This is a genomic window from bacterium (genome assembly GCA_020444065.1).
Taxonomy (GTDB): domain Bacteria; phylum Sumerlaeota; class Sumerlaeia; order SLMS01; family JAHLLQ01; genus JAHLLQ01.
Genome location: JAHLLQ010000001.1, coordinates 219,380 through 243,416, shown reverse-complemented (window position 1 = coordinate 243,416; position 24,037 = coordinate 219,380). Strand labels below are relative to the sequence as shown.

17 protein-coding genes are annotated in these 24,037 nt (G+C 58.6%); 16 read left to right on the top strand and 1 reads right to left on the bottom strand.

The features are described 5' to 3' along the window. Positions 1–207 precede the first annotated feature (207 nt). The 15 genes from KQI84_00915 to KQI84_00845 all read left to right on the top strand — a co-directional run bounded on the left by KQI84_00915 (position 208) and on the right by KQI84_00845 (position 16,260). The gene (locus KQI84_00915; GenBank protein MCB2153420.1) at positions 208–582 is read left to right on the top strand and encodes an acyltransferase; all 375 of its coding nucleotides are present in this window, start codon (positions 208–210) and stop codon (positions 580–582) included. Then, positions 583–1,893 (top strand): oligosaccharide flippase family protein, encoded by a 1,311-nt coding sequence (locus tag KQI84_00910; protein ID MCB2153419.1) that lies wholly within the window; start codon positions 583–585, stop codon positions 1,891–1,893. Between the two features lie 279 nt (positions 1,894–2,172). Beyond that, a complete protein-coding gene (locus KQI84_00905) occupies positions 2,173–3,360 on the top strand; it encodes an oligosaccharide repeat unit polymerase (GenBank protein ID MCB2153418.1) in 1,188 nt (395 codons plus the stop codon). Positions 3,361–3,469: 109 nt separating this feature from the next. After that, on the top strand, positions 3,470–4,588 hold the full coding sequence (locus KQI84_00900; GenBank protein ID MCB2153417.1) for a glycosyltransferase: 1,119 nt from the start codon (positions 3,470–3,472) through the stop codon (positions 4,586–4,588). After that, the gene (locus KQI84_00895) at positions 4,585–5,226 is read left to right on the top strand and encodes a putative colanic acid biosynthesis acetyltransferase (protein MCB2153416.1); all 642 of its coding nucleotides are present in this window, start codon (positions 4,585–4,587) and stop codon (positions 5,224–5,226) included. The genes KQI84_00900 and KQI84_00895 overlap by 4 nt, the downstream gene beginning before the upstream one ends. 74 nt (positions 5,227–5,300) lie before the next feature. Continuing rightward, positions 5,301–6,149: a glycosyltransferase family 2 protein gene (locus KQI84_00890; protein MCB2153415.1), complete on the top strand. Its 849-nt coding sequence runs from the start codon at positions 5,301–5,303 to the stop codon at positions 6,147–6,149. 50 nt (positions 6,150–6,199) lie between these two features. Beyond that, complete coding sequence (locus KQI84_00885; protein MCB2153414.1) at positions 6,200–7,201, top strand: GDP-mannose 4,6-dehydratase; 1,002 nt, start codon at positions 6,200–6,202, stop codon at positions 7,199–7,201. 15 nt (positions 7,202–7,216) lie between these two features. Beyond that, complete coding sequence (locus KQI84_00880) at positions 7,217–8,182, top strand: glycosyltransferase family 2 protein (GenBank protein ID MCB2153413.1); 966 nt, start codon at positions 7,217–7,219, stop codon at positions 8,180–8,182. Next, complete coding sequence (locus tag KQI84_00875) at positions 8,179–9,456, top strand: glycosyltransferase family 4 protein (GenBank protein ID MCB2153412.1); 1,278 nt, start codon at positions 8,179–8,181, stop codon at positions 9,454–9,456. The genes KQI84_00880 and KQI84_00875 overlap by 4 nt, the downstream gene beginning before the upstream one ends. Before the next feature lie 15 nt (positions 9,457–9,471). Beyond that, entirely contained in the window at positions 9,472–10,698 is a 1,227-nt protein-coding gene (locus KQI84_00870; protein MCB2153411.1) for a glycosyltransferase, read from the top strand. Between the two features lie 24 nt (positions 10,699–10,722). Continuing rightward, positions 10,723–11,496, top strand: coding sequence for a glucose-1-phosphate cytidylyltransferase (gene rfbF / locus KQI84_00865; protein MCB2153410.1), 774 nt, complete (start codon positions 10,723–10,725; stop codon positions 11,494–11,496). Next, the gene (rfbG, locus tag KQI84_00860) at positions 11,496–12,575 is read left to right on the top strand and encodes a CDP-glucose 4,6-dehydratase (GenBank protein MCB2153409.1); all 1,080 of its coding nucleotides are present in this window, start codon (positions 11,496–11,498) and stop codon (positions 12,573–12,575) included. Before rfbF ends, rfbG begins: the two co-directional genes overlap by 1 nt. Positions 12,576–12,596: 21 nt before the next feature. After that, a complete protein-coding gene (locus KQI84_00855) occupies positions 12,597–13,553 on the top strand; it encodes an NAD(P)-dependent oxidoreductase (GenBank protein MCB2153408.1) in 957 nt (318 codons plus the stop codon). 56 nt (positions 13,554–13,609) lie between these two features. After that, entirely contained in the window at positions 13,610–14,926 is a 1,317-nt protein-coding gene (gene rfbH / locus KQI84_00850) for a lipopolysaccharide biosynthesis protein RfbH (protein ID MCB2153407.1), read from the top strand. A gap of 41 nt (positions 14,927–14,967) precedes the next feature. Beyond that, complete coding sequence (locus tag KQI84_00845) at positions 14,968–16,260, top strand: NAD(P)-binding protein (protein ID MCB2153406.1); 1,293 nt, start codon at positions 14,968–14,970, stop codon at positions 16,258–16,260. A 3-nt stretch (positions 16,261–16,263) separates the two neighbouring features. Here the strand turns inward: KQI84_00845 and KQI84_00840 are convergent, their stop codons facing one another. Then, positions 16,264–20,157 (bottom strand): N-acetylmuramoyl-L-alanine amidase, encoded by a 3,894-nt coding sequence (locus KQI84_00840; GenBank protein MCB2153405.1) that lies wholly within the window; start codon positions 20,155–20,157, stop codon positions 16,264–16,266. Positions 20,158–20,659: 502 nt separating this feature from the next. Between KQI84_00840 and KQI84_00835 the strand changes: the two genes are divergently transcribed. Further along, a complete protein-coding gene (locus KQI84_00835; GenBank protein MCB2153404.1) occupies positions 20,660–24,031 on the top strand; it encodes a S8 family serine peptidase in 3,372 nt (1,123 codons plus the stop codon). Positions 24,032–24,037 lie beyond the last annotated feature (6 nt).

The following is a 24,037-nucleotide window of genomic DNA, read 5'->3' as shown; positions in this document are numbered from 1 at the left end:
TGTGGGAGCTGCAGCAGTATGCCCAGTCTGTCCCGACTGTTTCACGCGACAACGCTCCGTCTGAGGACGCTAGCGAATCGTCGAGTGACTTTTGGAAAGGACTGTCGCGTTGCCCCTTCCGTCCGATTCAAGGGTGCAGCCTCCGCCGAGTTCGGAGATCGATGCGCCCTGCGCGACTATGTGATTTTTCCTCATTGTCGGAAGAAAATGCACTTCGGCGACGAGGTTTCGATCGGCATCTTCTCGGTCATCGACGGCACCGGCGGGCTTCGTGTGGGCAGTTACGTTCGGATGGGGCCGGGGGTTGTGATTTACACGCACAATCATAACATCGAGCGAACAGACATCCCGATTTCTCACCAAGGGCTGACGCCAGGTCCCGTGACGATCGAGGACGATGTCTGGCTCGGAGCGCGTGCGACGATTCTTCCCAATGTGACCGTCGGGCGAGGCAGTGTTGTCGCTGCAGGCGCCGTAGTGACCAAGGACGTTCCGCCCTTCTCGATCGTCGGCGGAGTCCCCGCCAAGGTGATCGCGAAGCGCAAAGACTCCGATTCCGCTCCCGGCGAGGCAGCAGAGTAGATGGCGTTCTCTTTCCGAGCAGTCAAGCTCACCACCTTCGCCAACCTGTCGATTCAGTTCGCAACATTGCTGTCCGGCGTTCTTGTTGCCCGTCTTCTCGGTCCGGAGGGACGCGGCCTCTACATGACCGCGATTCTCTATCCCAATATCGTTGCGGGGCTGGCCGCGTATGGCTTCGTTCCGATGCTCGCCCGAGAGGCGGCAAAGACGAACACCCGCGAGGAAGGTCGCCGGATCATCGGGCGCGCCGTTGCGCTCGCCCTGTTTCAGGCGTTCATTGGAATCATCGGTCTGGCCGTCATTATCTATTTGGTTGGGCTGCCTCCGGACGACGAAGCCCGTCGGCTCTCGTTCATTTACGGCGCCGCCTGGATACCTTGTAATCTCCTGGGGCTGTACTTGGTGGCGATCGATCAGGGGCAGGGCGCCTGGGGCCGCCACAGCTTCTTCCGTTTCATCACCTATCCACTGTATATTTCTCTCCTGCTGATCTTCTGGCTGACGGGGCTCTTCTCGCTTCCTGTTGTTCTGATCTCGCTCTGGTCGGCGACCGTTCTGTCGGTCATTCTGAGAGTGATCTTCATCTTCCGCGAGTATGGATTCCCCAAATTCGATGAGTTCGCTTATCTGGGACACCTGAAGAGCGCCTTTCCATACGCCGGCGCTTTGTACAGCACGCTGGTGGTCACACAGTTGGACGGCTTTCTGGCCACGGTGCTCTTGGGGAAGGCCCCACTGGGCCTCTATGCGGTCGCCCTGACCGTCGCGCAGTTGCTCAATCCTTTCTCGAAGGCCTTTGGTCTCGTCGCTTTCACGGATTCGGCGAAAGCCGAACTGGCCGGCAGCGATCACCAGAAGCACATCTTCGCCGCGCGCTTTCGCCTGATTCTTCTTGGCTTCCTCTGCATGGTCATCGGAATGGCTTTCACGATGCCCTTCCTGATTCCCCTGGTTTATGGAAAAGAATTCGTTCCGTCCGTGATGATTTTCTTCGTGATGCTGCCGGGAGGATTCTCTATCAGCATTGGCACGATCATCGATGAGCGATTCCGCGGGAAGGGCCTGCCCCAATACGGCATGAAGTCCATGTGGGTGGCAGCGATCGCCTCGGCGATTATTGCCGTCAGCCTCGTCAATTGGCTCGGCGCGCTGGCGCTCGCAGCGGGCTTCTCGGTCGCCCAGGCCGCCCGCACAGTCTTGCTGCTGCACTGGTTCTGCCGACACGAGGAAATCGAGTTCTCCAGTCTGGTGATCCCGCGAATCGCGGACTTGCAGCAAATCCCCTGGCGGAAACTCCTGCGGATCAGGTGAGCCGCCCGGAAGCTGGCAGCTTATCTGCTTGTAGTCGAGAAACCGGTTGTCACAGAGCCCGACCAAGGTTCAGACATCGGGACGCAAACTCAACGAACGGAATTCTCTTCGCGCGCTCGCATGGTTGATTTCTTTGCATACGCCCTGCTCATCGAGTCCCTTCTCCTGATCTGTTGGGGGTTCATGCGGCCAAATCGCGTGTACCAGTACCCCTTCCTCGTTGGTTGGGTGTCCCTGCTCTGGATCGTCCCTTCCTTCTTCAGTGAAGGCATGAAGTCCATGCCTCAACATGAAGTCCTGATGACAGAGATCATGACGTTCCTCTGCGTGGGTTCCTGCTGGCTGGGGCACGCGCTGCGACCGCGGCCCGGATGGGTAAAAACCGAAGGCAATCCAGGCGATCCCAATCGGCTTTTCCTCGTGGGGCTGGCGATCGGCGCCGTGGCGGTCTGGGCATATGCCATGATGGGCATGCGTACTGGCGGCGGCGTGACAGGCCTGTTCAAGGCCGAGGGATCGTACGAGGCAGACTGGGAAGGTGGACTGGTTGTTCTTAACCTGTTTGGTTCCTTCCTTTATCCAGCCATCGCGATTGTTCTTATTTCGGCTCTTCGACGTCCACAGGTCATTCGTTACCTGGCCTTTGCGGCAATGTGCATCATTCCCTTGGCGGTTATGGTTTTCCTCGGACGGCGTGGCTCCTCTCTCGCCTTCCTCCTCATGATCATGACCGTGGTGTACTTCTACAAAGGATGGACGATTCCTCGATGGGTTTTCGTCGCGGCAGCGCCGACCCTCTTGGTTGCCTTCGTGATTGCTCCTGAGTACCGCGCCCACAGCCAGATCGGCGGCGACTGGAGTCAGATCCGCAATATCCGGGTCGCCGATACCATGCAGAAGTTCTCCGAGGAAGGCTCCGTCGAGGTCATGGGTGGGGTTTATATCATCGGAGCCGCACAAAAATCGGGACAGTACCGTTACGGGATCGACTACTACAACGGAATGGTTCGCTTGTTCGTGCCCCGATTCATCGTGGGCGAGGAATTCAAGCAGGGACTGATGTTCGATCCCGGTCAGCGCGACAAGAACACCGTCCAGTATTACTCCTGGCAGCGTGAGTTCTACAACTTCCCGTTCGGGCCGGCCGTGGCGTTCGAACAGGGCGCCTGGTTTGGCTGCCTGGTGTATATTATCATCGGCGCCGTGATGGGGACTCTTTGGGAGCGCTCTCGCCGCGGGAGTGTATTCTCCCAAGTCTTCTACGTTTCGATCCTCCTCCGATCGCTTGTTGTTCTGGTGACTGATCAGACGCACATGCTGGCCTACCCGACGTACTTGTTGATTTTCGTGGCCCCACCGCTGCTTTGGGCAATGCACCCCACGCGACTGCGGCGGCCAAGGCGGCGGCGCCGGAGAGCTCAGCATCATCACGTACCTCAGCTTGCCGCGGCCCATTCCAAGCCTTGATCCCAATGCCGACCAGATACGATCTGTGACATCTGCCCCTGCGAAATCCCCAACAATCCGCGTCGTCTCCGACGGTTGCTCCCGCCTCCAGGGCGGGCTTTTCCATTCTGTGCGACGGCTGTGGCAGGCAGTGTTCGCCAGCGGCGTTCCCGTAAAGCTCAGCTCGGTCCGCGATCAATTCACGGACGAGGACATCGTTCACTACAAGCCCCTCGACGTAGCGGCCTTTCCAGATATCGGACCTCGGGCATTTGGCTACTCCCCGGCGCTCAAGCGCCATCTCCTCGATCACGATGAGACATACGATATTCTTTCAAGTCACGGAATCTGGTCCTACTCCGGATGTGCGGCGTATATCGCCAGCCGTCGGCGCCGCGTCCCCCTCATCATTCATCCACACGGGATGCTCGACCCGTGGGCAATAAATCGATCCAGGATGAAGAAGAAGGCGATCGGTCTCGCCTTCCAGAACCGAGCATTGCGTCACGCGCATGCGATCCGTGTCCTCTGCCAGTCTGAGGCGGACAGTGTCCGGGCGCTCGGATTCCGAAACCCGCTGGCGGTGATCCCCAATGGGGTCAATCTCTCCGAGTACGAGAACCTGCCCGATGCTGCTCGTTTCGAGGAGCGTCACCCGGAGATCAAAGGTCGCCATAAGCTCCTGTTTCTCAGTCGTGTGCATCCCAAGAAGGGCCTGGAACCGCTTATCACGGCCTGGGCTGCCTCAGAGGCGGGGGAGAAGGGCTGGAGTCTGATCATCGCAGGCCCCAACCAGATCGGACACCGCGAGCAGATGGAGGCCCTGGTTTCGGACCTAAACCTTTCCAATTCAATCATCTTTGCCGGCCCGCTTTATCATGAAGAGAAGAGGGAGGCGCTCGCGGCAGCCGACGGCTTCATCCTTCCATCCTTCAGCGAAGGCTTTCCGATGGCGCTCCTTGAGGCAGCAGCCTGTCGGTTGCCGATCTTGATGACCCCGTTCTGCAACTTCCCCGAACTTGCAGATGCCGGGGGAGCCGTTTCGGTGCAGCCAACATCCCAAGAGCTGGAAACAGGGCTCCGAAAGCTGCTCGAGATGTCGGCCGAAGAGCGGGTGGAAATGGCTGGAAAAGCGCGAACACTCGTCGAATCCACCTATACGTGGGACATAATCGCAGAGGATATGGTCAGAATGTGCCAGTGGGCTTGCGGCGGTGGCGATGCACCTGCGAAGGTCCGGCTCGATTGAGCACACAGAAGAGAGGGACACTGGCCATGGTGCCGGACAGCAATCTGCAAGATCTCGCCCCCCCGGATAATGTCCAGATGGATTCGGACCAGCCGAGTCCACATTCGCTGGCGAATAAACTCGGACGCGTCCTTTGGGGGATAGTCCGATTCTTGCTCTTCCGGCCCAGTCCGAGGATCCTGCGCCGATACCGTGTCTTGATTCTAAAGCTCTTCGGGGCCGATATCGATTGGACCGCAATCGTGCATCCAAGCGTTGACATCTGGGCCCCCTGGAATCTCAGCATGGGCCCACATGCTTGCCTGGCACCTCGTGTGACTTGCTATAACGTCGACCGGATCACGATCGGCGATACAGCCACTGTATCGCAGAATGTGCATCTGTGCGGTGCCAGTCATGACTACAAGGATCCGAAGTTCCCGCTCATCTACGGGCCGATCTCCGTTGATGCGGGGGCTTGGATTTGTGCCGATGCATTTGTGGCAATGAATGTGCGGATTGGGAAGAACGCCGTGATCGGGGCGAGGTCTGTGGTCACCAAGGATATGCCGGAGAACATGGTTTGCGCCGGCTTTCCATGCGTACCCATCAAGACGCGGTTCGAGAATCCTGAGGATGGAGAAGAAGTCCGTAAGTGACAGCTCCCGTGACTGAGGCCACTCCAAACACCGATACGGCCGAGGCCCCTGCCGGGCTGCGGCCCAAGGGGCTCGTGCCCGTCAGCATCATCGTACCCGTGAAAAATGAGGAAGCGAATCTGCGCCGCTACCTGAAGAGTCTGCTTTGGGCGGATGAGATCTTCGTTGTGGACTCGCAATCCACGGACAAGACCGTGGAAGTGGCCGAGCAGCATGGCGCCCAGGTTGTGCAGTTTCACTTCAACGGCACGTATCCCAAGAAGAAGAATTGGAGCCTTGAGAATCTTCCCTTCCGGAACGAGTGGGTTCTGATTGTCGACGCCGACGAGGAAGTTCCGAAGGCGCTGGTCAAAGAGATCGCGCAGGCCATCAAGTCCACGGAGTACGATGGCTACGATATTCACTTCCGCTACTTCTTCATGGGCGGCGAGATCAAGCACTGCGGCTATGCGGATCTTCGCGTGCTTCGGCTGTTCCGCCACAAGCTTGGTCGCTACGAGAAGATGCCCACAAAGGCTGGTCAGAATTCCGGCGATAACGAGGCTCACGAGCACGTTATTCTTCAGGGCAAAATGGGCAAGCTGAAGAACAGCATCAAACACTACCCCTATCCCAGCATCGCCGTCTGGGTTGAGAAGCACAATCGCTACTCGACCTGGGAGGCTGACCTTTACGAGCAGTTCCTTCGCGGCGGATTCAAGGAAGGCGAGAAACACCTGGATCGGAAGAAGTACATCAAGCGGCGGCTCAAGCAGGTCTTTCTGCGTCTGCCGTTCCGTTTCGTCTTTCGATTCATCTATGCGTACTTCTTCCGGCTCGGCTTTCTGGACAAGCGTCAGGGATTTGTGCTCTGCTTCCTACTGATGTTCTACGATTTTATGGCTTGGGCGAAGGTCTACGAAGCGCAGGCGACAAAGAAGTGATCTAGGAAAGTTTCATAGAAGAACTCACCAACGTGATTCGAGGAAAGACCATGCAGAAAACGCAAGAAAAGACGTATCTCCTGACCGGTGGGGCCGGCTTCATCGGTGGCCACCTGGCGCACTACCTTCTCAAGCAGGGCCATCGCGTGATCGTCCTGGACAACCTCTCGACGGGTTCCTACTCCAACATCGAGGATCTGGACCAGGAATATGGCCCCGACGGCCGCTTCCGCTTCATCTTCGATACGGTTCTTCACGATTCGATCGTTGAAGAGTTGGTTCGCGAGTCCGATGCGATTTTCCATCTCGCTTCCGCAGTCGGCGTGAAGCTCATCATGGACCAACCCGTTCAGACCATCGAGACGATCGTTGGCGGTACCGAGACGGTTCTTCGCCACGCTGCGCGCTATCGTAAGAAGACCATGGTTTTCTCGACGTCCGAGGTTTACGGCAAGTCCACCGACGTGCCGTTCCGCGAGGAAGGCGATCGCCTCGAAGGCCCGACCACGCGCCATCGTTGGGCATACGCCTGTGCGAAGGCGCTGGATGAGTTCATTGCGCTGGCGCATTGGAAGCAGAATCGTCTGCCCGTCATCGTCGTGCGTCTGTTCAACACCGTTGGCCCGCGCCAGACCGGCCAGTACGGCATGGTGGTTCCGAACTTCGTGCGCCAAGCCATGAACAACGAGCCCATCTACGTCTACGGAACCGGCGACCAGAGCCGTTGCTTCTGTCACGTCCACGACGTTGTTGAGGCTGTTACTGCACTGATGGATACGAAGGGCTGCACCGGTGAAGTCTTCAACGTCGGCCACACGCGAGAGATCACGATCATGCAGCTCGCCGAACTGGTGAAGAAGATCACGAAGTCCGACGCCGAGATCAGAACGATCCCGTATGAGGAAGTCTTCAAGGGCGGTGGTTTCGAAGACATGCAGCGCCGCATGCCGTGCGTCGATAAGATCAAGGGCGCGATCGGTTGGGTGCCCAAGCGTACCCTCGAACAGATCATCGCTGACGTTGCCGAAGAGATGCAGCGCGACGCCAACTGATCCGAGAGCACATTCATGCCGGTGAAGGACCCGAAAATCTCGATTGTCATTCCCACTTACAACAGAGGTGGGATGCTGGCCGATTGCATTTCTTCTGCAACGCGCCAGGAAGGCGATTTTGAGATTCTGATCATCGACAACGCAAGTCAGGACAATACCCGCGAGGTCGTCGATTCGTTCGACGACCCGCGGATTCGTTATGTCTACTTCAATGAGTTGGTGAACATCTGGGGGAATCACAACCGCGCGATCGGGCTGGCTGAAGGCGATTACATCGTCTACCTCCACAGCGACGATGCCTTCGGGGATATCGACAATCTGTGGAAGGTCTTTGAACTGGCGACTGAGGAAGACTTCCTCGCGATGCCTGCTAAGGTTGGCTTGGAGGGAACGCCGACGAAGCTGGAGAAAATCAGCTTCTATCAGATCCTCGGGGCGGCTGTGGGCGGCGCCGAACTGACCGCTGCGCCGTCCGGCATGATCTACTCGCACAAGGTCCTGAAGGAATTCGGTGGTTTCCGCATCGAGTCTTTCAACGCGGATCGCGAGCTTCTGATTCCCGCCGCACAGCAGGGCGTGCCGACCTACACCTTCGACGGGTGCTTCATCAAGAAGGAGACCTGGGACGGGAATCTGACGATGAAGGCCTCACGGACCGGTGAGTCGCACATGCACATCACCGATTGGGTGAAGCGCTTCTTTGCCGGCCGCGACGATCTGGATGAGATCCTGGCCGGGTTCGTTCGCGAGTGCGAGCGCCACCAGGTGATGAAACTCTTCCGCTATTTCCACCACGCGGATATGACCAACGAAGCCGCGATGTTGAAGAAGGAAGCGATCCGGCAGGGCAAATGGCAGCCCAAGACACCGGATTATTACCATGCAGTTCTCGATCGCACCGTCGGTCTTGGCATGTACCTGAAGATTTTCCGATTGGGCAAACGCATGCAGGCGGTGGCCAATCGAGTGAAGCGACAATGAGAATTGCCGTTCACATGAATGGAGCACGCCGCAGCTACGCGCTTCCGACGATGCTTCACCGCGCCGACTTGCTCGATGTGCTGGCCACCGATGTTTATTGCCGCGGTCCTTGGCATCGCGCACTTCGCCAGGCGACAAGACTCTCAAAATCGCCGGCCTTGGGAAGCCTGATGGCGCGTCACCAGGCGCTTCTGCCCGACAGGAAAGTGCTGCAACTCGGGTGGGGCGGCGTGAAGTCCATCCGCGAACGTCGTCGCGCTGCGACGATCATGGATTCGCTGCGAATCAATGCCGAGGTCTCTCGGGAGATCGCTGGGCTGCTTCGGTCGCGGGCAGACAAGTTCAATGTGCTGTATTGCTTCGCACTCTCAGCTCACATTTGTCGCGAAGTCTTTCCTGACAAGTTCATCGTACTCGACCAGATGCACATTCCGATCAAGAAACTCATTCCCGAAATGCGCGAGGAGTTCCGGCGATACGGCGATTGGTTCCTTGAGGACGCGGGCGACTACGACAACGTCGAACGTGAGATGGTGCAGGTTGAGGAGAAAGATCTTCGTTCTGCCGATTTGATTCTCTGTCCCTCTGCCGCCACGCAGCGCAATTTGCTCGACAGCTACTCTTTCGATGACGATCGCGTGCAATTCTGCCCTTACACGAATCCCCTGTGGTTGAATCATCACGGCCATCCTCGTTCTGACGACAGGCAGGCAGAGAAAAAGGCGGACCGGGAAGGCAAGCTACGCGTCTTCTTCGCAGGTACGGTCGGCGTTCGAAAGGGCGTCGTGTACCTCTTGCAGGCAATCGAGAAACTGGACCCTGCTTCCGTGGAGATCCGCATAGCCGGTAGCAATAAGTTGCGTCCGGAAATCACTGCAAAGTACTCCGACCGCGTTGAATTCCTCGGCCGTTTGCAGACGGATGAACTGGCAAAGCAATACGATTGGGCAGATGTGTTCGTCTTCCCAAGTCTGGGCGAGGGATCCGCCGGGGTTGTTCAGGAAGCCATGGCGTTTGGGCTTCCGGTCGTCGCCACGTTTGAATCGGGCGCCGATATGGAGGACGGGCGAGAGGGCTTTGTTATCCCGGAGCGCAACTCCGACGCGATCGCCGAGGCTCTGCAGAAGTACATCGACGATCGAAGCCTGCTGGTCGAGCACGCCAAGGGTGCGCTGGCATCGGCTCGCGGACGGGAATTGGAACCTGGGGCGGAGAAGCTCCGGGCTGTGCTGAGCCGGGCGTTCGCCGAACGCCGCAAGGCCATCTCAAGCTAGGACGATTTGCACGGAATGACATCTCCGCTCGCCATTCTGTTCCACCGTATCGGGCCTTATCATCAGGCCCGCTTACGCGGTGCTGCGCGTCATGGCGAAGTGGTGGCTGTGGAACTCTCCGCGACAACGAAGACCTACGCCTGGGATCATGTGGATCTGCCGGAGAATGTCCGCCGCGTGACTTTGTTCAAGGACTCCGACTCTCGCGATCATTCGATGGGGGAAGTCGCTCGTCGGCTCGACGAGGCATTGCGCGATTTGAAACCATGCGCCCTGGCCGTGGGCGGCTGGTCGGACAACGGCGCTTTGGCGGCGATTCAGTGGTGTTCCAGGAAAAAGATTCCGGTCATCGCCATGTCTGACAGTCAGGAGATCGATGCGCCGAGGCATTTCGTGAAGGAATGGGTGAAGCGTCGCCTTGTCGAGCTCTTCTCCGCAGGCATCGTTGCCGGCGAGCGCCATGGCGATTACCTCGTGCATCTGGGCCTCAAGGCAGACCGAATCGTCGGCGGATACGATGTCGTCGATAACGATTACTTCCGAAGCAAGGCAGAGGAAGTCCGAGAGAATGCCACGGCTGTTCGAGAGAAGAACGGCCTGCCCGAGCGGTACTTCCTCTCGTCCTGTCGCTTCGTGGAGAAGAAGAACCTCTTCCGTCTGATGGACGCTTTTGCGGCTTACCGGAAGGAGACTCCACCGGACGCGGCCTGGGACCTGGTGATGGTGGGGGATGGACCGCAGCGCGAGGAGTTGGTTGCGCATCGGCAGGCGTTTGGGCTGGAATCCGCGATCCATTTTCCCGGCTTCCAACAGATCGACACTTTACCCGAGTTCTACGGCCTGGCGAGCGCCTTCGTCCTGGCCAGCACCGTAGATCAGTGGGGGCTCGTCGTGAACGAGGCGATGGCCTCGGCGCTTCCGGTCCTGGTTTCGCGAAATTGCGGGTCGTCCGAACTGGTCGAGGAGGGTAGAAATGGCTTTGCATTCAACCCCCGCGACACGCAAGACATCGCACGTTGCCTGAAAGCGGTGTCCGGAGCCGACGCGGATCCCGTCGCGATGGGGAAGCGGAGCCTCGAGATCGTCGCAGGCTATTCACCGGAGGTCTTTGGGGAGAATATCTGGAAGGCCGCGGAAATCGCGCAGAAGGCGCCTCCGCCCAAGGGAAGCATGATCACGCCGGTGCTCTTTCGGGTGCTGGACTGGGAATATCAGAAGCTGCGCGGTGACACCGCTGGTTGATCGCTCTTAAGGAAAGAACACGTCATGAAGACCATTATTCTGGCCGGCGGATTCGGCACTCGTCTCAGCGAAGAAACAGTTCTTCGTCCCAAGCCCATGGTGGAGATCGGCGCCAAGCCGATCCTTTGGCATGTGATGAATATCTACGCCGCAGCGGGTTTCAAAGAGTTCATCATCGCGCTTGGTTACAAGGGCGAATACATCAAAGAGTACTTCCTTCACTTCTACGAGTTGAATAACGATCTGACGATCAACTTGGCCGCCGGCGAGAAGGTGATTCGCTCCATCAAGCAGCCAGACTGGTTGATTCACCTGGTTGATACGGGTCTGAAGACGCAGACCGGAGGACGCGTTCGGCGTTTGAAGGAGTGGATCGGCGACGAGACGTTTATGCTGACGTACGGCGATGGTCTGGCGGACGTTCCGGTCGACAAGATTGTCGAGTTCCACAAGTCCCACGGAAAACTTGCAACGGTGACGGCTGTGCGTCCGCCGGCTCGATTTGGCGGCATGCGATTTGATGACGACCGTGTCGCGGAGTTCCTCGAGAAACCCCAGACGGGTGAGGGCTGGATCAACGGCGGCTTCTTCGTTCTCGAGCCAGAGGTCATCGATTATATCACCGAGGGCGATCCTTCCATCTGGGAGCGCGGGCCCCTGGAGAGACTTGCAGAAGACGGACAGTTGATGGCCTACAAGCACCAAGGCTTCTTCCAACCGATGGATACCCTTCGCGAGAAGGAGCTACTTGAACGACTCTGGCAAAGCGGCGAAGCGCCCTGGAAGATGTGGTCCTGATGAATCGCGCATTCTGGAACGGCAAGAAGGTCTTCCTGACCGGGCACACGGGTTTCAAGGGCTCCTGGTTCGCCCTCTGGCTCGCCGATATGGGCGCATCGGTGACGGGTTACGCGCTCGCTCCTCCGACAGAGCCGAGCAACTTCGTTGTATCCGGTGTGCAGGAAACGCTGGCTCGCCACCACGAAGCGGATTTGCGTGATCACGAAGCGCTCGTTGCGGCCGTTCGTGAAGCGAAGCCGGACGTCGTGTTCCATCTCGCTGCGCAGCCGCTTGTGCGCCTCAGCTATCGCGAGCCGCGCGAGACATTCGATGTCAACGTGATGGGCACTGTGAATCTGCTGGAGGCTGTTCGCCTCGCCGATCATCCATGCACAGTCGTGGTCATCACCAGCGACAAGTGCTACGAGAATCGCGAACACATCTGGGGCTATCGCGAGTGCGACGCGATGGGCGGCTACGATCCCTACAGCGCCAGCAAGGGCGCGGCAGAGATCGTCGTATCATCTTACCGCCGTTCGTTCTTCCATCCGGGCAAGGTCGCTGAGCACGGTATCCACCTGGCATCTGCGCGCGCAGGAAATGTGATCGGCGGAGGCGATTGGGCTGTCGATCGCATCGTCACGGACATGGTGCAGTGCCTTTCGCAAGAGCGAGCCGTGGAGATTCGCAACCCGCAGGCGATTCGTCCCTGGCAGCATGTTCTCGAACCGCTGAGTGGCTACCTCCTGCTCGCCGAGAAAATGCATGGCGGAGAGAACGCGGAGTTGTACTGCGACGGGTGGAACTTCGGCCCTCTGCCTGGCAACGAGGCCACCGTTCGCAGGTTAGCCGACGCGTTTGTCGAAGAGTGGGGGAGTGGCAGTTGGGATGATCAAAGCCACGGCAACCATCCGCACGAGGCCGGCATTCTCCGGCTCGCCATCGAGAAGGCGATCTCGAAGCTCGACTGGTATCCCCGGTGGAATTTCGGCGAGACGATTCGCCGCACGAGTGCCTGGTATCGACGCTATTACGCCGGCGAGCAGGCCATGCGCGATGCTTGCCTCGCCGACATCCAGGCTTACGAATCCGCCTGAGAGAGAAGGACGAAAACGAGAATGACAGCATCTGGACAGAATCGCAAAGCCTTCGTGACCGGAGCTTCCGGTCTGATCGGCAGCGCACTCGTTCATCACCTTGTCGCCAATGGCTACGATGTGACGGGCGCTTACACGTCTGACGCGCACCTTTATCGTCTGGATGCCGTGCGCGATCGGATTCGTGTCGTGCGGATGGACCTCTGCGATCCCACCTCCATTGATGCTGCACTTGAGAATTCCAAGCCAGAAATCGTGTTCCATGTCGCCGCCGCCGGCGTGCATGCCGAGGGTGAAAGCGACCGCATCATTCGTGTGAATGTTGAAGGCTCCGCTGTCTTTGCGCGAGCTGCTATTCGTCATGGGATTCGCCGCTTTGTTTACACGGGCTCCGGTCACGAATACGAACCGCGCGGACTTCCGATGGACGAGTCAGTACCCCTGCGGCCGCTGAATTTATACTGCGCGAGCAAGTCTTCCTGCTGGCAAATGCTCGACTACCTTTGCCGCCACGAAGGGTTTCCCCTGGTGACGGTTCGCCCCTTCAGCGTCTTCGGTCCCATGGAGCGCGAGACGAAACTGATTCCGATGGTTGTACGCAAGAGTTTGGCGGGGGAGACGATCGAACTGACCAGCGGGCTCCAGATTCGCGACTACGTATTCGTGGATGACGTGGCGGATGCGCTGCGCCGTTGTGCGGAAGCACCGGAGAGTGCAGTCCTCGGCGAAGTGTTCAACGTCGGTGCCGGCCAGGATCGCGCGTGCTCCGTTCGCGAGATGGTTATGCGAACGATTCAACTTGCTGGCGCACCGGCCGACCTTGCCCGCTTCGGAAAGGCCAGCCGTTCGCGGCACGAAGCTCCCTACTTCGTTGCCGACTTCACAAAGATTGCATACCGCCTTGGCTGGTACCCGACGACGGCGCTTGTGGATGGCCTGACGGCGACCATCGATTACATTCGCAGCCAGGCGGAGTAGACACAAACGACCAACTATGAGCGCAGAAGCCACGCGCTCGATGAACGAGGGAATCAATGTCCGACGCAAAAGCACTGAGAGAGAGAATCCTGGGCCTCGTGTCCGAATACCAGGCGGCGAATTGGCCTGAAAAGCCGTTCACTCCCGGCCAGGACCGCGTTCCTGTTAGCGGAAAGGTATTCGATGCGGAAGACGTCCAGTACCTGGTCGACGCATCGCTCGACTTCTGGCTGACCACAGGACGTTTTGGCGACGAGTTCGAGAAGAAGTTGGCCGAGGAAGTCGGAACGCGCTATGCCCTGCTCGTGAACTCGGGCTCCTCCGCAAATCTCGTGGCCCTCGCCGCTCTCACATCGCACTTGCTGAAGGATCGTCGACTGCGTCCTGGCGACGAAGTAATTTCCGTCTCTTCGGGATTCCCCACCACAATCAACCCGATCATCCAGTTGGGAATGATCCCTGTTCTCGTCGACGTGGAGATTCCGACCTACAACGTCGATGTCGCGAAACTGGAAGCGGCCATCGGCCCGAAGACGCGGGCGATCATGATGGCCCATACGCTGGGGAACCCGTTCAATTTGAAGGTTGTGAAAGCCCTGTGCGAGAAGCACAATCTCTGGTTGATCGAGGATGACTGCGACGCGCTGGGTGCCGAGTACGAAGGCAAACGCACGGGCACCTGGGGAGACATCGCGACGGTTTCCTTCTATCCCGCCCACCACATTACAATGGGCGAAGGCGGCGCCGTCATGATGAGCCAGGGCATCATCAAGCGCTCGGCGGAATCATTCCGCGATTGGGGGCGCGACTGCTGGTGCCCGCCTGGGCATGACAACACCTGCGGCAAGCGATTCGAGTGGCAACTCGGCGATCTGCCCCAAGGCTACGATCACAAGTACATTTACAGCCACATCGGTTACAACCTGAAGGCGACCGATATGCAGGCCGCCGTCGGTGTGTCGCAGTTGAAGAAGCTGCCCGGCTTCATTCAGCGACGGCGAGAGAACTTCGCGTTCCTGAAGGAAAACCTGAAGCAGTTTGAGGAGTTCCTCATCTTGCCGGAAGCGACGCCGAACAGTAATCCATCGTGGTTCGGTTTCCCGATTACCGTGCGCGAAGGCGCCCCGTTCAGCCGCAATGAACTGACCGGCCACCTGGAATCGAAGAAGATCGGCACGCGACTGCTCTTCGCCGGAAACCTGATGCGCCAGCCGGCGTATCAGAACGTCGAGTATCGCATCGCCGGCGAGACACCGAATGCGGACATCATCATGAACCGCACATTCTGGATCGGGGTTTACCCCGGAATTAACGATGCGATGCGCGAGTACATGGTCGACATGTTCCGCGAATTCATTTCGGCGCGAGTCTGAAACAGACGGCGGCTCTCTGGTCGTCATACAGGGAATGGCTTATGAAGAACGTGACAATTCTGGGCGCAGGCCTCTCGGGTCTCGCCGCTGCTCAGAAGGCCACGGAGCTGGGCTGCGACGCTCATCTCTACGACAAGAATTCGTATATCGGTGGACATGCTCAAACGCATGAGACCGACGGATTCCTGTTCGACGAGGGCCCTCACGTTTCGTTCACGAAGAGCGAAGAAATTCGCGACCTGTTTGCGGAGACATTGAAGGGCGAGTTCTACGAGCACCGTGCGAAGTTGCCGAACTACTGGCGAGGCCATTGGGTGAAGCACCCCGCCCAGACGAACCTGCACGGTTTGCCGACAGAAGTTGTTGTCGATTGTGTGCATGATATGATCGCCGCTCATTACGAAGAGGCAGGGCCCCTTCGGCACTATGCAGACTGGTGCCGACAGAGTCTTGGCGAGACCTTCTCTCGGGAGTTCACGGACAAGTACACACGGAAGTACTGGACCGCCGAGCCATCGAACATGTCGACGGATTGGGTTGGCTCGCGAATGCACCGCCCATCGATTCGCGAGGTGCTCCGAGGGGCCGTCGCGCCGCAGGACGTAGATCATCACTACATCTCGCTGTTCCGTTACCCGAAGAAGGGCGGCTTTGGTCAGTACGTCAACTCCGTCGCCGGTCATGGTACGTTCCATCCCAGTCACACAGTCTGCCTGATCGACCTGGAAACGAAAACGCTCGAGTTCGAGGATGGGAAGAAGGTCTCCTTCGAAGAACTTGTTTCCTCGCTGCCGCTACCGGAATTGATCCGCCGAATCAAGGATGTCCCGAAGAATGTTCTCGATGCTGCGAACGAACTCGTTTGTACATCGCTGGTGCTTGTGAATGTTGGTGTGAAACGCCCAGCACTCGAGCCCGAATCGCACTGGCAATACTTCTACGACGAGGACATCCTGTTCGCGCGCGGGAATTTTCCATCGATGCTTTCGCCGGCCAATGCGCCCGAGGGATGCTCAAGCTTCCAGGCCGAAGTGTATCACTCGCGCTATCGCCCGCTGGAAGTGCAGGATGTGCTGAACCGGGTTCTGGAAGATGCCACACGCATTGGCATTCTTCACGAGGATGACGAGATCGCTGTCGCCGTCGAGAAGCGCATTCCCTATGCGAACGTGTTGTTCGATCTGGGGCGCGCGAAGAACCTCGCGATCGTCGAAGAATACGTCAAAGAAAAGGGCATCCACACGTGCGGTCGCTACGGCGAGTGGAAGTATTACTGGACCGACGACTCGATCTTCAGCGGCCGCCGCGCCGGCGAAAGCGCAGCGGCCAAGTAAGACTCAGTTCAGACTCGCGCGATACGCCACTACGACCGCGTTCAGTTCGCTCAATGTGATAATTCCGTCCGGTGTCGTATCGGCACTTGCCGGAGCGGGCGCCAGGCCACGGAACGCAATCACCACAGCATTCAGTTCCTGAATCGTTACAAATCCGTCCCCATCTTCATCACCCGGCAAGAGCGATAGGGGCGTGTGCTCGGGCCCGGAGTACAGATCGTCGATCAGGATCTCGATGTTGGTGGTTGAGTTTGTTGCGGCTGGACGGAACGTCAGGGCCTCCAGCACCCCCCAGGTTCCATCCAGCTGCCCATTGCCTGTGATCGCATTCCACGACGCATTCGGAACATCGAACCATGCGTAGTGCCAGTCTCCAGGCACGAGTCGGACTGTCGCATCCATTTCCTCGACGGCGCCGGTTCCGCCTCCATCATCGCCGGTCGGACCATCGCTATTCGATTCGCGAATCCATAGGCCCATATCGATCTCGCCGCCCGTCAGTTTGTAGTAGACCGAAACGCCGCGATCGAGGCGGATTTCTGGATTTCCTCCGATGGTCACGTTGCTGGTCGTCAGGCGAACGAATCCCGCAGTTGGACTGTTCAGGTCAAACACCACTCGCTCCGCGTTGGAACCGTCGGAAGTGCCAATGCTTGCATCCAGGATCGCATTGCTGTTCGTCACGATAACGGAGGCGTCGTCGGTAGATGTGTTAATCCCCGCAGTCGATCCCGAATAGTCCGGATCGCGGAACCTGGCCTGCGTCCCCGCGGTGTAAGTCTCGAAATCATCAATCAACTCGTTGTCTGTCGCAGGAGTTGGCGATGGCGTCGGCGTAGGAGTGTCCGACGGAGTAGGCGTTGGCGTGTCGGATGGTGTGGGCGACGGCGTATCCGACGGCGTCGGTGTTGGTGTATCTGACGGAGTTGGAGTTGGCGTATCAGATGGTGTAGGCGTTGGAGTGTCGGAAGGTGTCGGAGAGGGCGTGAGTGATGGCGTGGGACTCGGACTTGGAGTCGGTGTCGGCACGACGGCCAATCCGAAGAAATCCACCGCGTCCTGCATCAATGCTTCGCGATCGGCAGCATCCGCGATCAACTCGAATGGGAAACCCAGGTAGATCGAGTCGCTGGCGCCATCGTATGCCACGGCGGCCGTCCCACCGGTGCCTCCTACGTAAGTCAAGGCCGCGATGGAGCCGCCAGTCGTTCCGAGGCGATCCGGATACTGCGCATCGTATCTCGCGCCCGCCCCGACGGAGAAGTCCATTGTGCCCAGCGATGCAAACGGCCCACCGGCTGTTCCGGAGACCTGATAAGTGCCCGCGTCGTCGCCGACGTAGGTCGCACGCAGATAGTTCGCGAAGAATGTCTGGTCCGCAGCCGATCCCAGATTCGCCAGATCCCAGGCCACTTCGGCCCCGGAAACAAAGAGCGCCTTGCCTCCTGCGTTCATGTAGCTCGAAACGAGGCTTTGTTCGGTGGAGGAGAACGTCTCGTCGGCCGTTGACTCTTCGCCACAGATCCAGAAGACGGCCGCATAGTCGGACAGCGTCACGGAACTGTTCTCTACGGCCTCGTTCGATGCGCTGCTGATGCGAACGCCAGTCGGGGCGAGTGCACTTGCGTGCTCGACGGCATAGTCGAACGCCTGGAAGTTGCGCCAATCGCAGCGCTGCAGATCGGTGCCGGCATTCGTGATCGTTTCGCGCGGCACCAAGGCAGACCCGTTCCGATCGAATCCGTTGACGATCAGAACGCTCGCGCCGCCGTCGCTTGCCGCAAGAGTCTCGGTCGGGAAAGACTCACCGCCCGCGTTTGTCGCAACCACGCGGAAGTACGTTGCGGAGTTGACGGAAAGACCGCTGACGATCAACTCTGTGCCGGTGACGACGGCTCCATCATCAAACCCAAAACCATTCGAACTCTTTTGGACTTTGTAGCCCGTTGCCTGATCGCCGAAGTGGATATTCGTAAGATCCGACGGCGGGGGAGACCAGCGCAGTCGGGCCTGTCCGCTGCCAAGCGATTCGACGCGAAAATCCGTTGGCGTTTCAGGAGGATACACTGCGGAGTATCCGTCGCGCTGAGCGAAGTAATCGATCGCTCCGTGCGTGATCGCACGCGCCATGATATGGCGGAACTCTGGCTCTGCATAGGCGGCCGCATCGCTCGAATTGTCGTGAAAGAGTCCCTCGAACAGGAAGCCGGGCAATCCGCTGCCGAGGTTGTCCTGGTTGATCTCGCTGAAGCCGTAGACGTTCTTCGCTCGAACCGTCCATCCGGGAATCCAGAGGTCTTCGACAGCGTTGTAGACTTTGTCATGCATCAAGTACTGCAGCGTTTCCGACGCGGCGCTGGCGTTTGTGTGGCGGTATGTCGTGAGGCCGCGTGCGGACCCGTCTCCGCTGGCGTTCGTATGCCATGCGAAATAGATGGCGTCCTCGACCGAGCCATCTTTCTGGCTGTGTTCCCAGCGCGCATATTGGGGACGATCCGACCACCCGCCGGCTTCATCGTCATCGCCGGAGTACAGCGTTCCACTGTAGCCGAAGCCGTTGAACTGCAGGTAGTTTACGGCCTCCTCTTCCCAGCGAGGGCGCCCGCTTACTCCATTTGTGTGACGAGCCACATCGCCCATTCCGCCGCCCCAGCGCACGGCATCCGAAGACACATTCGTTGCGCCGGTATCGCTACTCGAATTCGTCAGAACGACCTGTCGTTCCGTCGCAGGTGCACCGGCCTCGAAGTAGAAATTGCCGAGCAGGTTCCACGTGTAGCCATCGATCGTTTGATCCATGCGGATTTCGGTGACGCCGCCGCTGTGATAAACCAGGTACTGCGCGTCATGCGCACGCGCGCTGTAGGCCGACCAACTCGCATACACGTTATAGTAGCCGTCTGCCGGAATCGTTGCTGTCCAGGTGGCCGTTGCAGTTGCTGCGCCAGTCGTGATGTTTGCCAGACGATTCTCACCGCTTCCCTGATTGAAGGGATTGATCGTCACGCCTTCCCACGAGGCCGTGGTCTTGTGTTTGAAGCCGTTGTACGAGGAAGCATACCAGGAGCCCGTCTCTGCGTACTCGGCGTCTGCATTATCGACGATCACCATGTTCGTCTGCAGGTCCATTTCGCGGACGGTTTGCACCTTGGCGCCGGCGTTACGCAGCGCCGGAATGACGTACATATCGATGAACTCCGGCGAATCGAAATCCTCCAGAATCCCATAGGCTGCGCTGCGCTGCACGCGCCACCGGTCGCCCGTCCATGTGAAGTCGTCGAACCAACCGTGAGACTGATTGATGTAGATGGTCTTTCCCGAGAGGGAGCCGTTGGCCCAGCCGGGATTGATCGTTGGCGCGGCTCGGTGGGGATCTTTATCCAGGCGTGTCGCTTCCTTATCCGTGGCGTAATCCGGAGGCGGGTTCCACTCGGACACCGGCTCGGCTTCCAGCAGGCTCTGAACATCCACCCATTTCCCCGCCTTGGGATCCGGAACCATCAGGATATAGCGAGTAGCACGGAGTTTCATCGACTCGGCCTCTCGGATCAGTGAGCGACCGGCCGCATCGGCCCAAGCGGCGTCGAAATCATCGCTGGCGAGGAATTCGGGCTGGACCGCCAGATAGAGACGCAGGGTCTCTCCCTGGGCTCCTTCGCGAAGCGCAAGAGCTTCCCCTGCCTGCCCCCAATAAAAAGTACGATCCTCAATAACATCTTTGGCATATGGAAGCGCACTTGAGTCGGAGAGGAGAGCAATGCTGCAAACTGAATCTGTCGGTGCAGCCTCAGCATACATAGCCGGCGGCGGATCGGCCTGGACAGGCGCCGCCAGGGGCAGCATTCCTCCCCAGATTCCCAGCAGAACCGCATGAATTTGATATTTGCGATGAGTCATAGTCCCCTCCACCTCGCGCCCTTTCTTTATTTCTGTTTCTCAGCGGCCAAATCTACCGGAAATGGGTAAAAAATGTACCGAAACAAGGCATAAAGCTACTTGGAGCAGTTATGCATGGGGTTAGGGAGTTGCAAATTGGCGAAGCCACGGTGAACATGGATCAGTTAGTAAAGGCCGATGGCTGAAACTCCGCTTCTTCCTCCTCCCGATGCACAGTTGAGAATCCCGAGTGCAACAAGACCGGTCCAAGCATGGGGTAGACTCTGCATGTCACCCCGTCGCTTCAATCGGTATTTGGAGAGAACTTGTGGATTTGGCCCTGTCCGGTGAAAAAGATTCTTCTTGCATGGTGATGGGTTCATACGAGACACAAGCCATAATAATATAAGGGAATCTTCTCCAGAAACGGCAGCTCAGACATTCGCCCATTCAAACGGAAGTTCTGATGCGGCGAATTCACATTTTCTTTCGAGGCATCGTGCCGAGAACAAGGAGTAGGGTAATGCGAACGAGATTATTTGCGGGGATCATCAGCGCACTTCTGCTGACGGGGGCGTTCGCATTCGCCGAACCGGCTGCGAAGCTTCCCCACTTTGAAGTACCGGGAATGCAGGCATTGAAGAGAATGCCGGCTCGTCAGGCCCCGCCTGCCAGGCCGATGGATGTCGTTGACAAGAACGACTCTTATCTGGTGGGCGGTGAGAGGATCCACCTTTTCCGCGCACCTTCGGAATTTGCCGTTCAATTCACGCCACGCACGGACCTGGGTTCGGCAATTGCCAAGTTGCAGACCCAGCGCTCCGTTTCGGATTTCAAAGAAGTCGGCCGCTTTGGACCTTCCAATGTCTTGATCGGAGGGTTGCCTGAAGGGTCCAGCAACCTGCGCGCAAACGCCGACTTCGTTTCCGCCCTGGGAAGTCAGCAAGGCGTTCAGCGCGTTTACCCCGTCTACGTTGCTGAAGATGGCAATCGGATGATTGCCACCGACATCGTGACCGTCTGCGTCAGGCCCGGAACCGACATCGATGCCTTCGAGAGGAAGGTTCAGAGGATTGCCGGCTCCGGACTGGTCATTGAGAAACTCCCGCGAAGCGACATCGAAGGCTACAACATCCAGCTTCAGAATTGGGATTCACAGGATGCGCTCGACGCGAGCCTGGAAATCTCGCAGTGGTCGGAAGTCGCCTGGGCAGAGCCGGACTTCATCCGGCAGATTGACTTCCACTTCACGCCGAACGACCCAATGTACGGCGACGAGCAGGTCCTGCACAACACCGGTCAGGACGGCGCTGTCAGCGATGCAGACATCGATGCCCCCGAAGCCTGGAACACGACAACCGGCAGTTCCAGTGTCGTGATCGCGATCATCGACGAGGGTGTCGATGTGGCCCACGCGGACCTGAACTGCGATACGGTGAATGACTACGATTTCTACAACAATGACAACGACCCGAGCCCCTCTGGTACTGAGGGACACGGAACCGGCAGCGCCGGCGTTGCAGCCGCCATCAATAACAACAACTACAGGATTTCCGGTTCGGCCGGCGGGTGCACGATTCTGTCAATTAAGGTGGCGGAGACCTATTTTGCCTCCAGCACTGTCCTGGGCAATGCTATCACCTACGCGGCTGATCACGCCGACATCCTGAGCAATAGTTGGGGCGGTGGTTCGGCCTCTTCGTCGATCAACACCGCGATTGACTACGCCGTGACCAGCGGCCGCGGGGGACTTGGTTCTCCCGTCTTTGTGTCGAGCGGCAACGGTGCTTCGACGTGGTACTACGGAGGCGGACGAAGCCGTTGGAAGTTCTCGGATATCGGCCTCGCCTCCGGGAGTTATTACTTTGGCTTCTCTTATGAAACGGACGCAGCCCTGACTGCCGGTGAGAACTGCGCACGCGTCGACAATGTCTGCCTCCTGGGCAGTGACGAGTACACCCCCTACTTCCAGGAAGATTTCGAAGGCGCGACCTTCCCACCGACCGGATGGGGTACGCAAGGCGACGCAAACTGGTACAACGATACAACCAACCATCTGACAGGCACCGGCGGAGCGAAATCCCCGCGCTCCGGAGCCATCGGCGGCAACCAGTACTCGATGCTTGTGACTCCGCTGACTGCTGTTTCCGCCAACGATACGATGGCGTTTGCTTACAGTTGCGCATCCCGTTCGGGCGATGTCCTGGCGTGGTACGTTTTCAATTCTGACGGTAGCTTCAATACTGGCTACTATGTCAGCCAAGGCGGCTATTACACACCGACGACTGCTGTTGCTTATCCCGCAAGTTACGCGAATTCGATCGCTGTCGGTGCTTCGACCGACTGCGACTATCGCTCCGACTACAGCGAGTACGGATCGGCTCTCGATTTCGTCGCGCCAAGTAATGGCGGCTGGCACGATGTGATTTCCCTCGATCCAACGGGTTCGGTGGGATGGACGAGCACCGACTGGAAGCCCCAGTTTGGCGGCACCTCATCTGCCTGTCCGACAGCGGCCGGCGTTGCTGCCCTGATGCTCTCGGTCAACTCCAGCCTGACTGCTGCAGAAATTCGCACCCTGATGCGCCAGAGTTGTGACCAGATCGGCGGCGTGACGTATTCGGGGGGATTCAATACCTACTACGGATATGGGCGGATCAATGCCAACCTTGCGGTGCAGAACGCTGCTCCAGGTACGCCGACTCCGAGCCCGACCCCGTCTGACACGCCGACTGCCACGCCGTCGGACACGCCGAGCCCGACCCCAAGTGACACTCCAACACCGACTCCTTCGGATACGCCAAGCCCGACGCCGAGCGATACGCCGACTCCGACTCCGTCGGATACGCCGAGCCCCACGCCCAGTGCGACCCCGACCCCCTCGCCCACGCCGACCCCGTCCGCGTGCGGTTCTGAGCTCTTCATCAGCGAATACGTCGAGGGCACTGGCAACAACCACGGCCTTGAGATCTACAATCCGACTGGATCGGCGATCGATCTCTCGACCTACAGCATTCGGCTTTACCTGAACGGCTCCTCGACCGTGAGCGAGTCGACCACGCTGTCTGGCGGGCCCATTGCCGCGGGCGGAACCTATGTGGTCACCTATCATCAGGCCGATACTGCGCTGAAGAATCTGGCGGACCAGACCTGGAACAAGCTGACCTTCGATGGAAACGACGCGATCGAACTCGTGAACGGTTCGACGGTTATCGACTCGATCGGACAGGTCGGAGTCAACCCTGGCACCGAATGGTTGAACAATGGCGTTGGGACCGCTGACGAAACCCTCCGCCGTTGGGCGACCATCACCGATGGAGATACCAACTCCGGCGATGCGTTCGATCCAAGCGCAGAGTGGGTGAGTTTCCCGGTCGATACATTCTCGGGCGTCGGAAGCCACACGGTCGATTGTGTCACGCCGACACCCACCGATACGCCGACTGCGACGCCTTCCGATACGCCGAGCCCGACGCCATCGGACACCCCGAGCCCCACGCCCTCCGATACGCCGTCGCCGACTCCCTCGGATACCCCGACGCCGACCCCATCGGACACGCCGAGCCCGACTCCTTCCGACACCCCGTCACCGACGCCGTCGGATACGCCGAGCCCAACGCCCTCTGACACCCCTTCACCCACTCCTTCGGACACGCCGACGCCCACACCGTCGGATACACCGACGCCAACCTTGACACCGACGCCAACACCGGCTCAATTGGCTGGTGATGCCGATGGAAACGGAGAGGTGAATCTATTTGAGTTGAATGCGGTCGTCTTGGGATATCGCGGAGTGGGCCCTGTGCCGCCCAGCGCCGATATCGATCCGACCGATGGCGTCATTTCGATCAGTGAACTGAACGCTGCCGTTCTTGCCTATCGAGGCAGCATCTAATGGAAC

Bases quoted from the DNA above. Each gene is read 5' to 3' on its own strand.
- rfbF (MCB2153410.1), top strand. From the start codon at position 10,723: ATGAAGACCATTATTCTGGCCGGCGGATTCGGCACTCGTCTCAGCGAA.
- KQI84_00885 (MCB2153414.1), top strand. From the start codon at position 6,200: ATGCAGAAAACGCAAGAAAAGACGTATCTCCTGACCGGTGGGGCCGGC.
- KQI84_00845 (MCB2153406.1), top strand. From the start codon at position 14,968: ATGAAGAACGTGACAATTCTGGGCGCAGGCCTCTCGGGTCTCGCCGCT.
- KQI84_00915 (MCB2153420.1), top strand. From the start codon at position 208: ATGCACTTCGGCGACGAGGTTTCGATCGGCATCTTCTCGGTCATCGAC.
- KQI84_00870 (MCB2153411.1), top strand. From the start codon at position 9,472: ATGACATCTCCGCTCGCCATTCTGTTCCACCGTATCGGGCCTTATCAT.
- KQI84_00875 (MCB2153412.1), top strand. From the start codon at position 8,179: ATGAGAATTGCCGTTCACATGAATGGAGCACGCCGCAGCTACGCGCTT.
- rfbH (MCB2153407.1), top strand. From the start codon at position 13,610: ATGTCCGACGCAAAAGCACTGAGAGAGAGAATCCTGGGCCTCGTGTCC.
- KQI84_00840 (MCB2153405.1), bottom strand. From the start codon at position 20,157: ATGACTCATCGCAAATATCAAATTCATGCGGTTCTGCTGGGAATCTGG.
- KQI84_00880 (MCB2153413.1), top strand. From the start codon at position 7,217: ATGCCGGTGAAGGACCCGAAAATCTCGATTGTCATTCCCACTTACAAC.
- rfbG (MCB2153409.1), top strand. From the start codon at position 11,496: ATGAATCGCGCATTCTGGAACGGCAAGAAGGTCTTCCTGACCGGGCAC.
- KQI84_00910 (MCB2153419.1), top strand. From the start codon at position 583: ATGGCGTTCTCTTTCCGAGCAGTCAAGCTCACCACCTTCGCCAACCTG.
- KQI84_00905 (MCB2153418.1), top strand. From the start codon at position 2,173: ATGCCTCAACATGAAGTCCTGATGACAGAGATCATGACGTTCCTCTGC.
- KQI84_00855 (MCB2153408.1), top strand. From the start codon at position 12,597: ATGACAGCATCTGGACAGAATCGCAAAGCCTTCGTGACCGGAGCTTCC.
- KQI84_00835 (MCB2153404.1), top strand. From the start codon at position 20,660: ATGCGAACGAGATTATTTGCGGGGATCATCAGCGCACTTCTGCTGACG.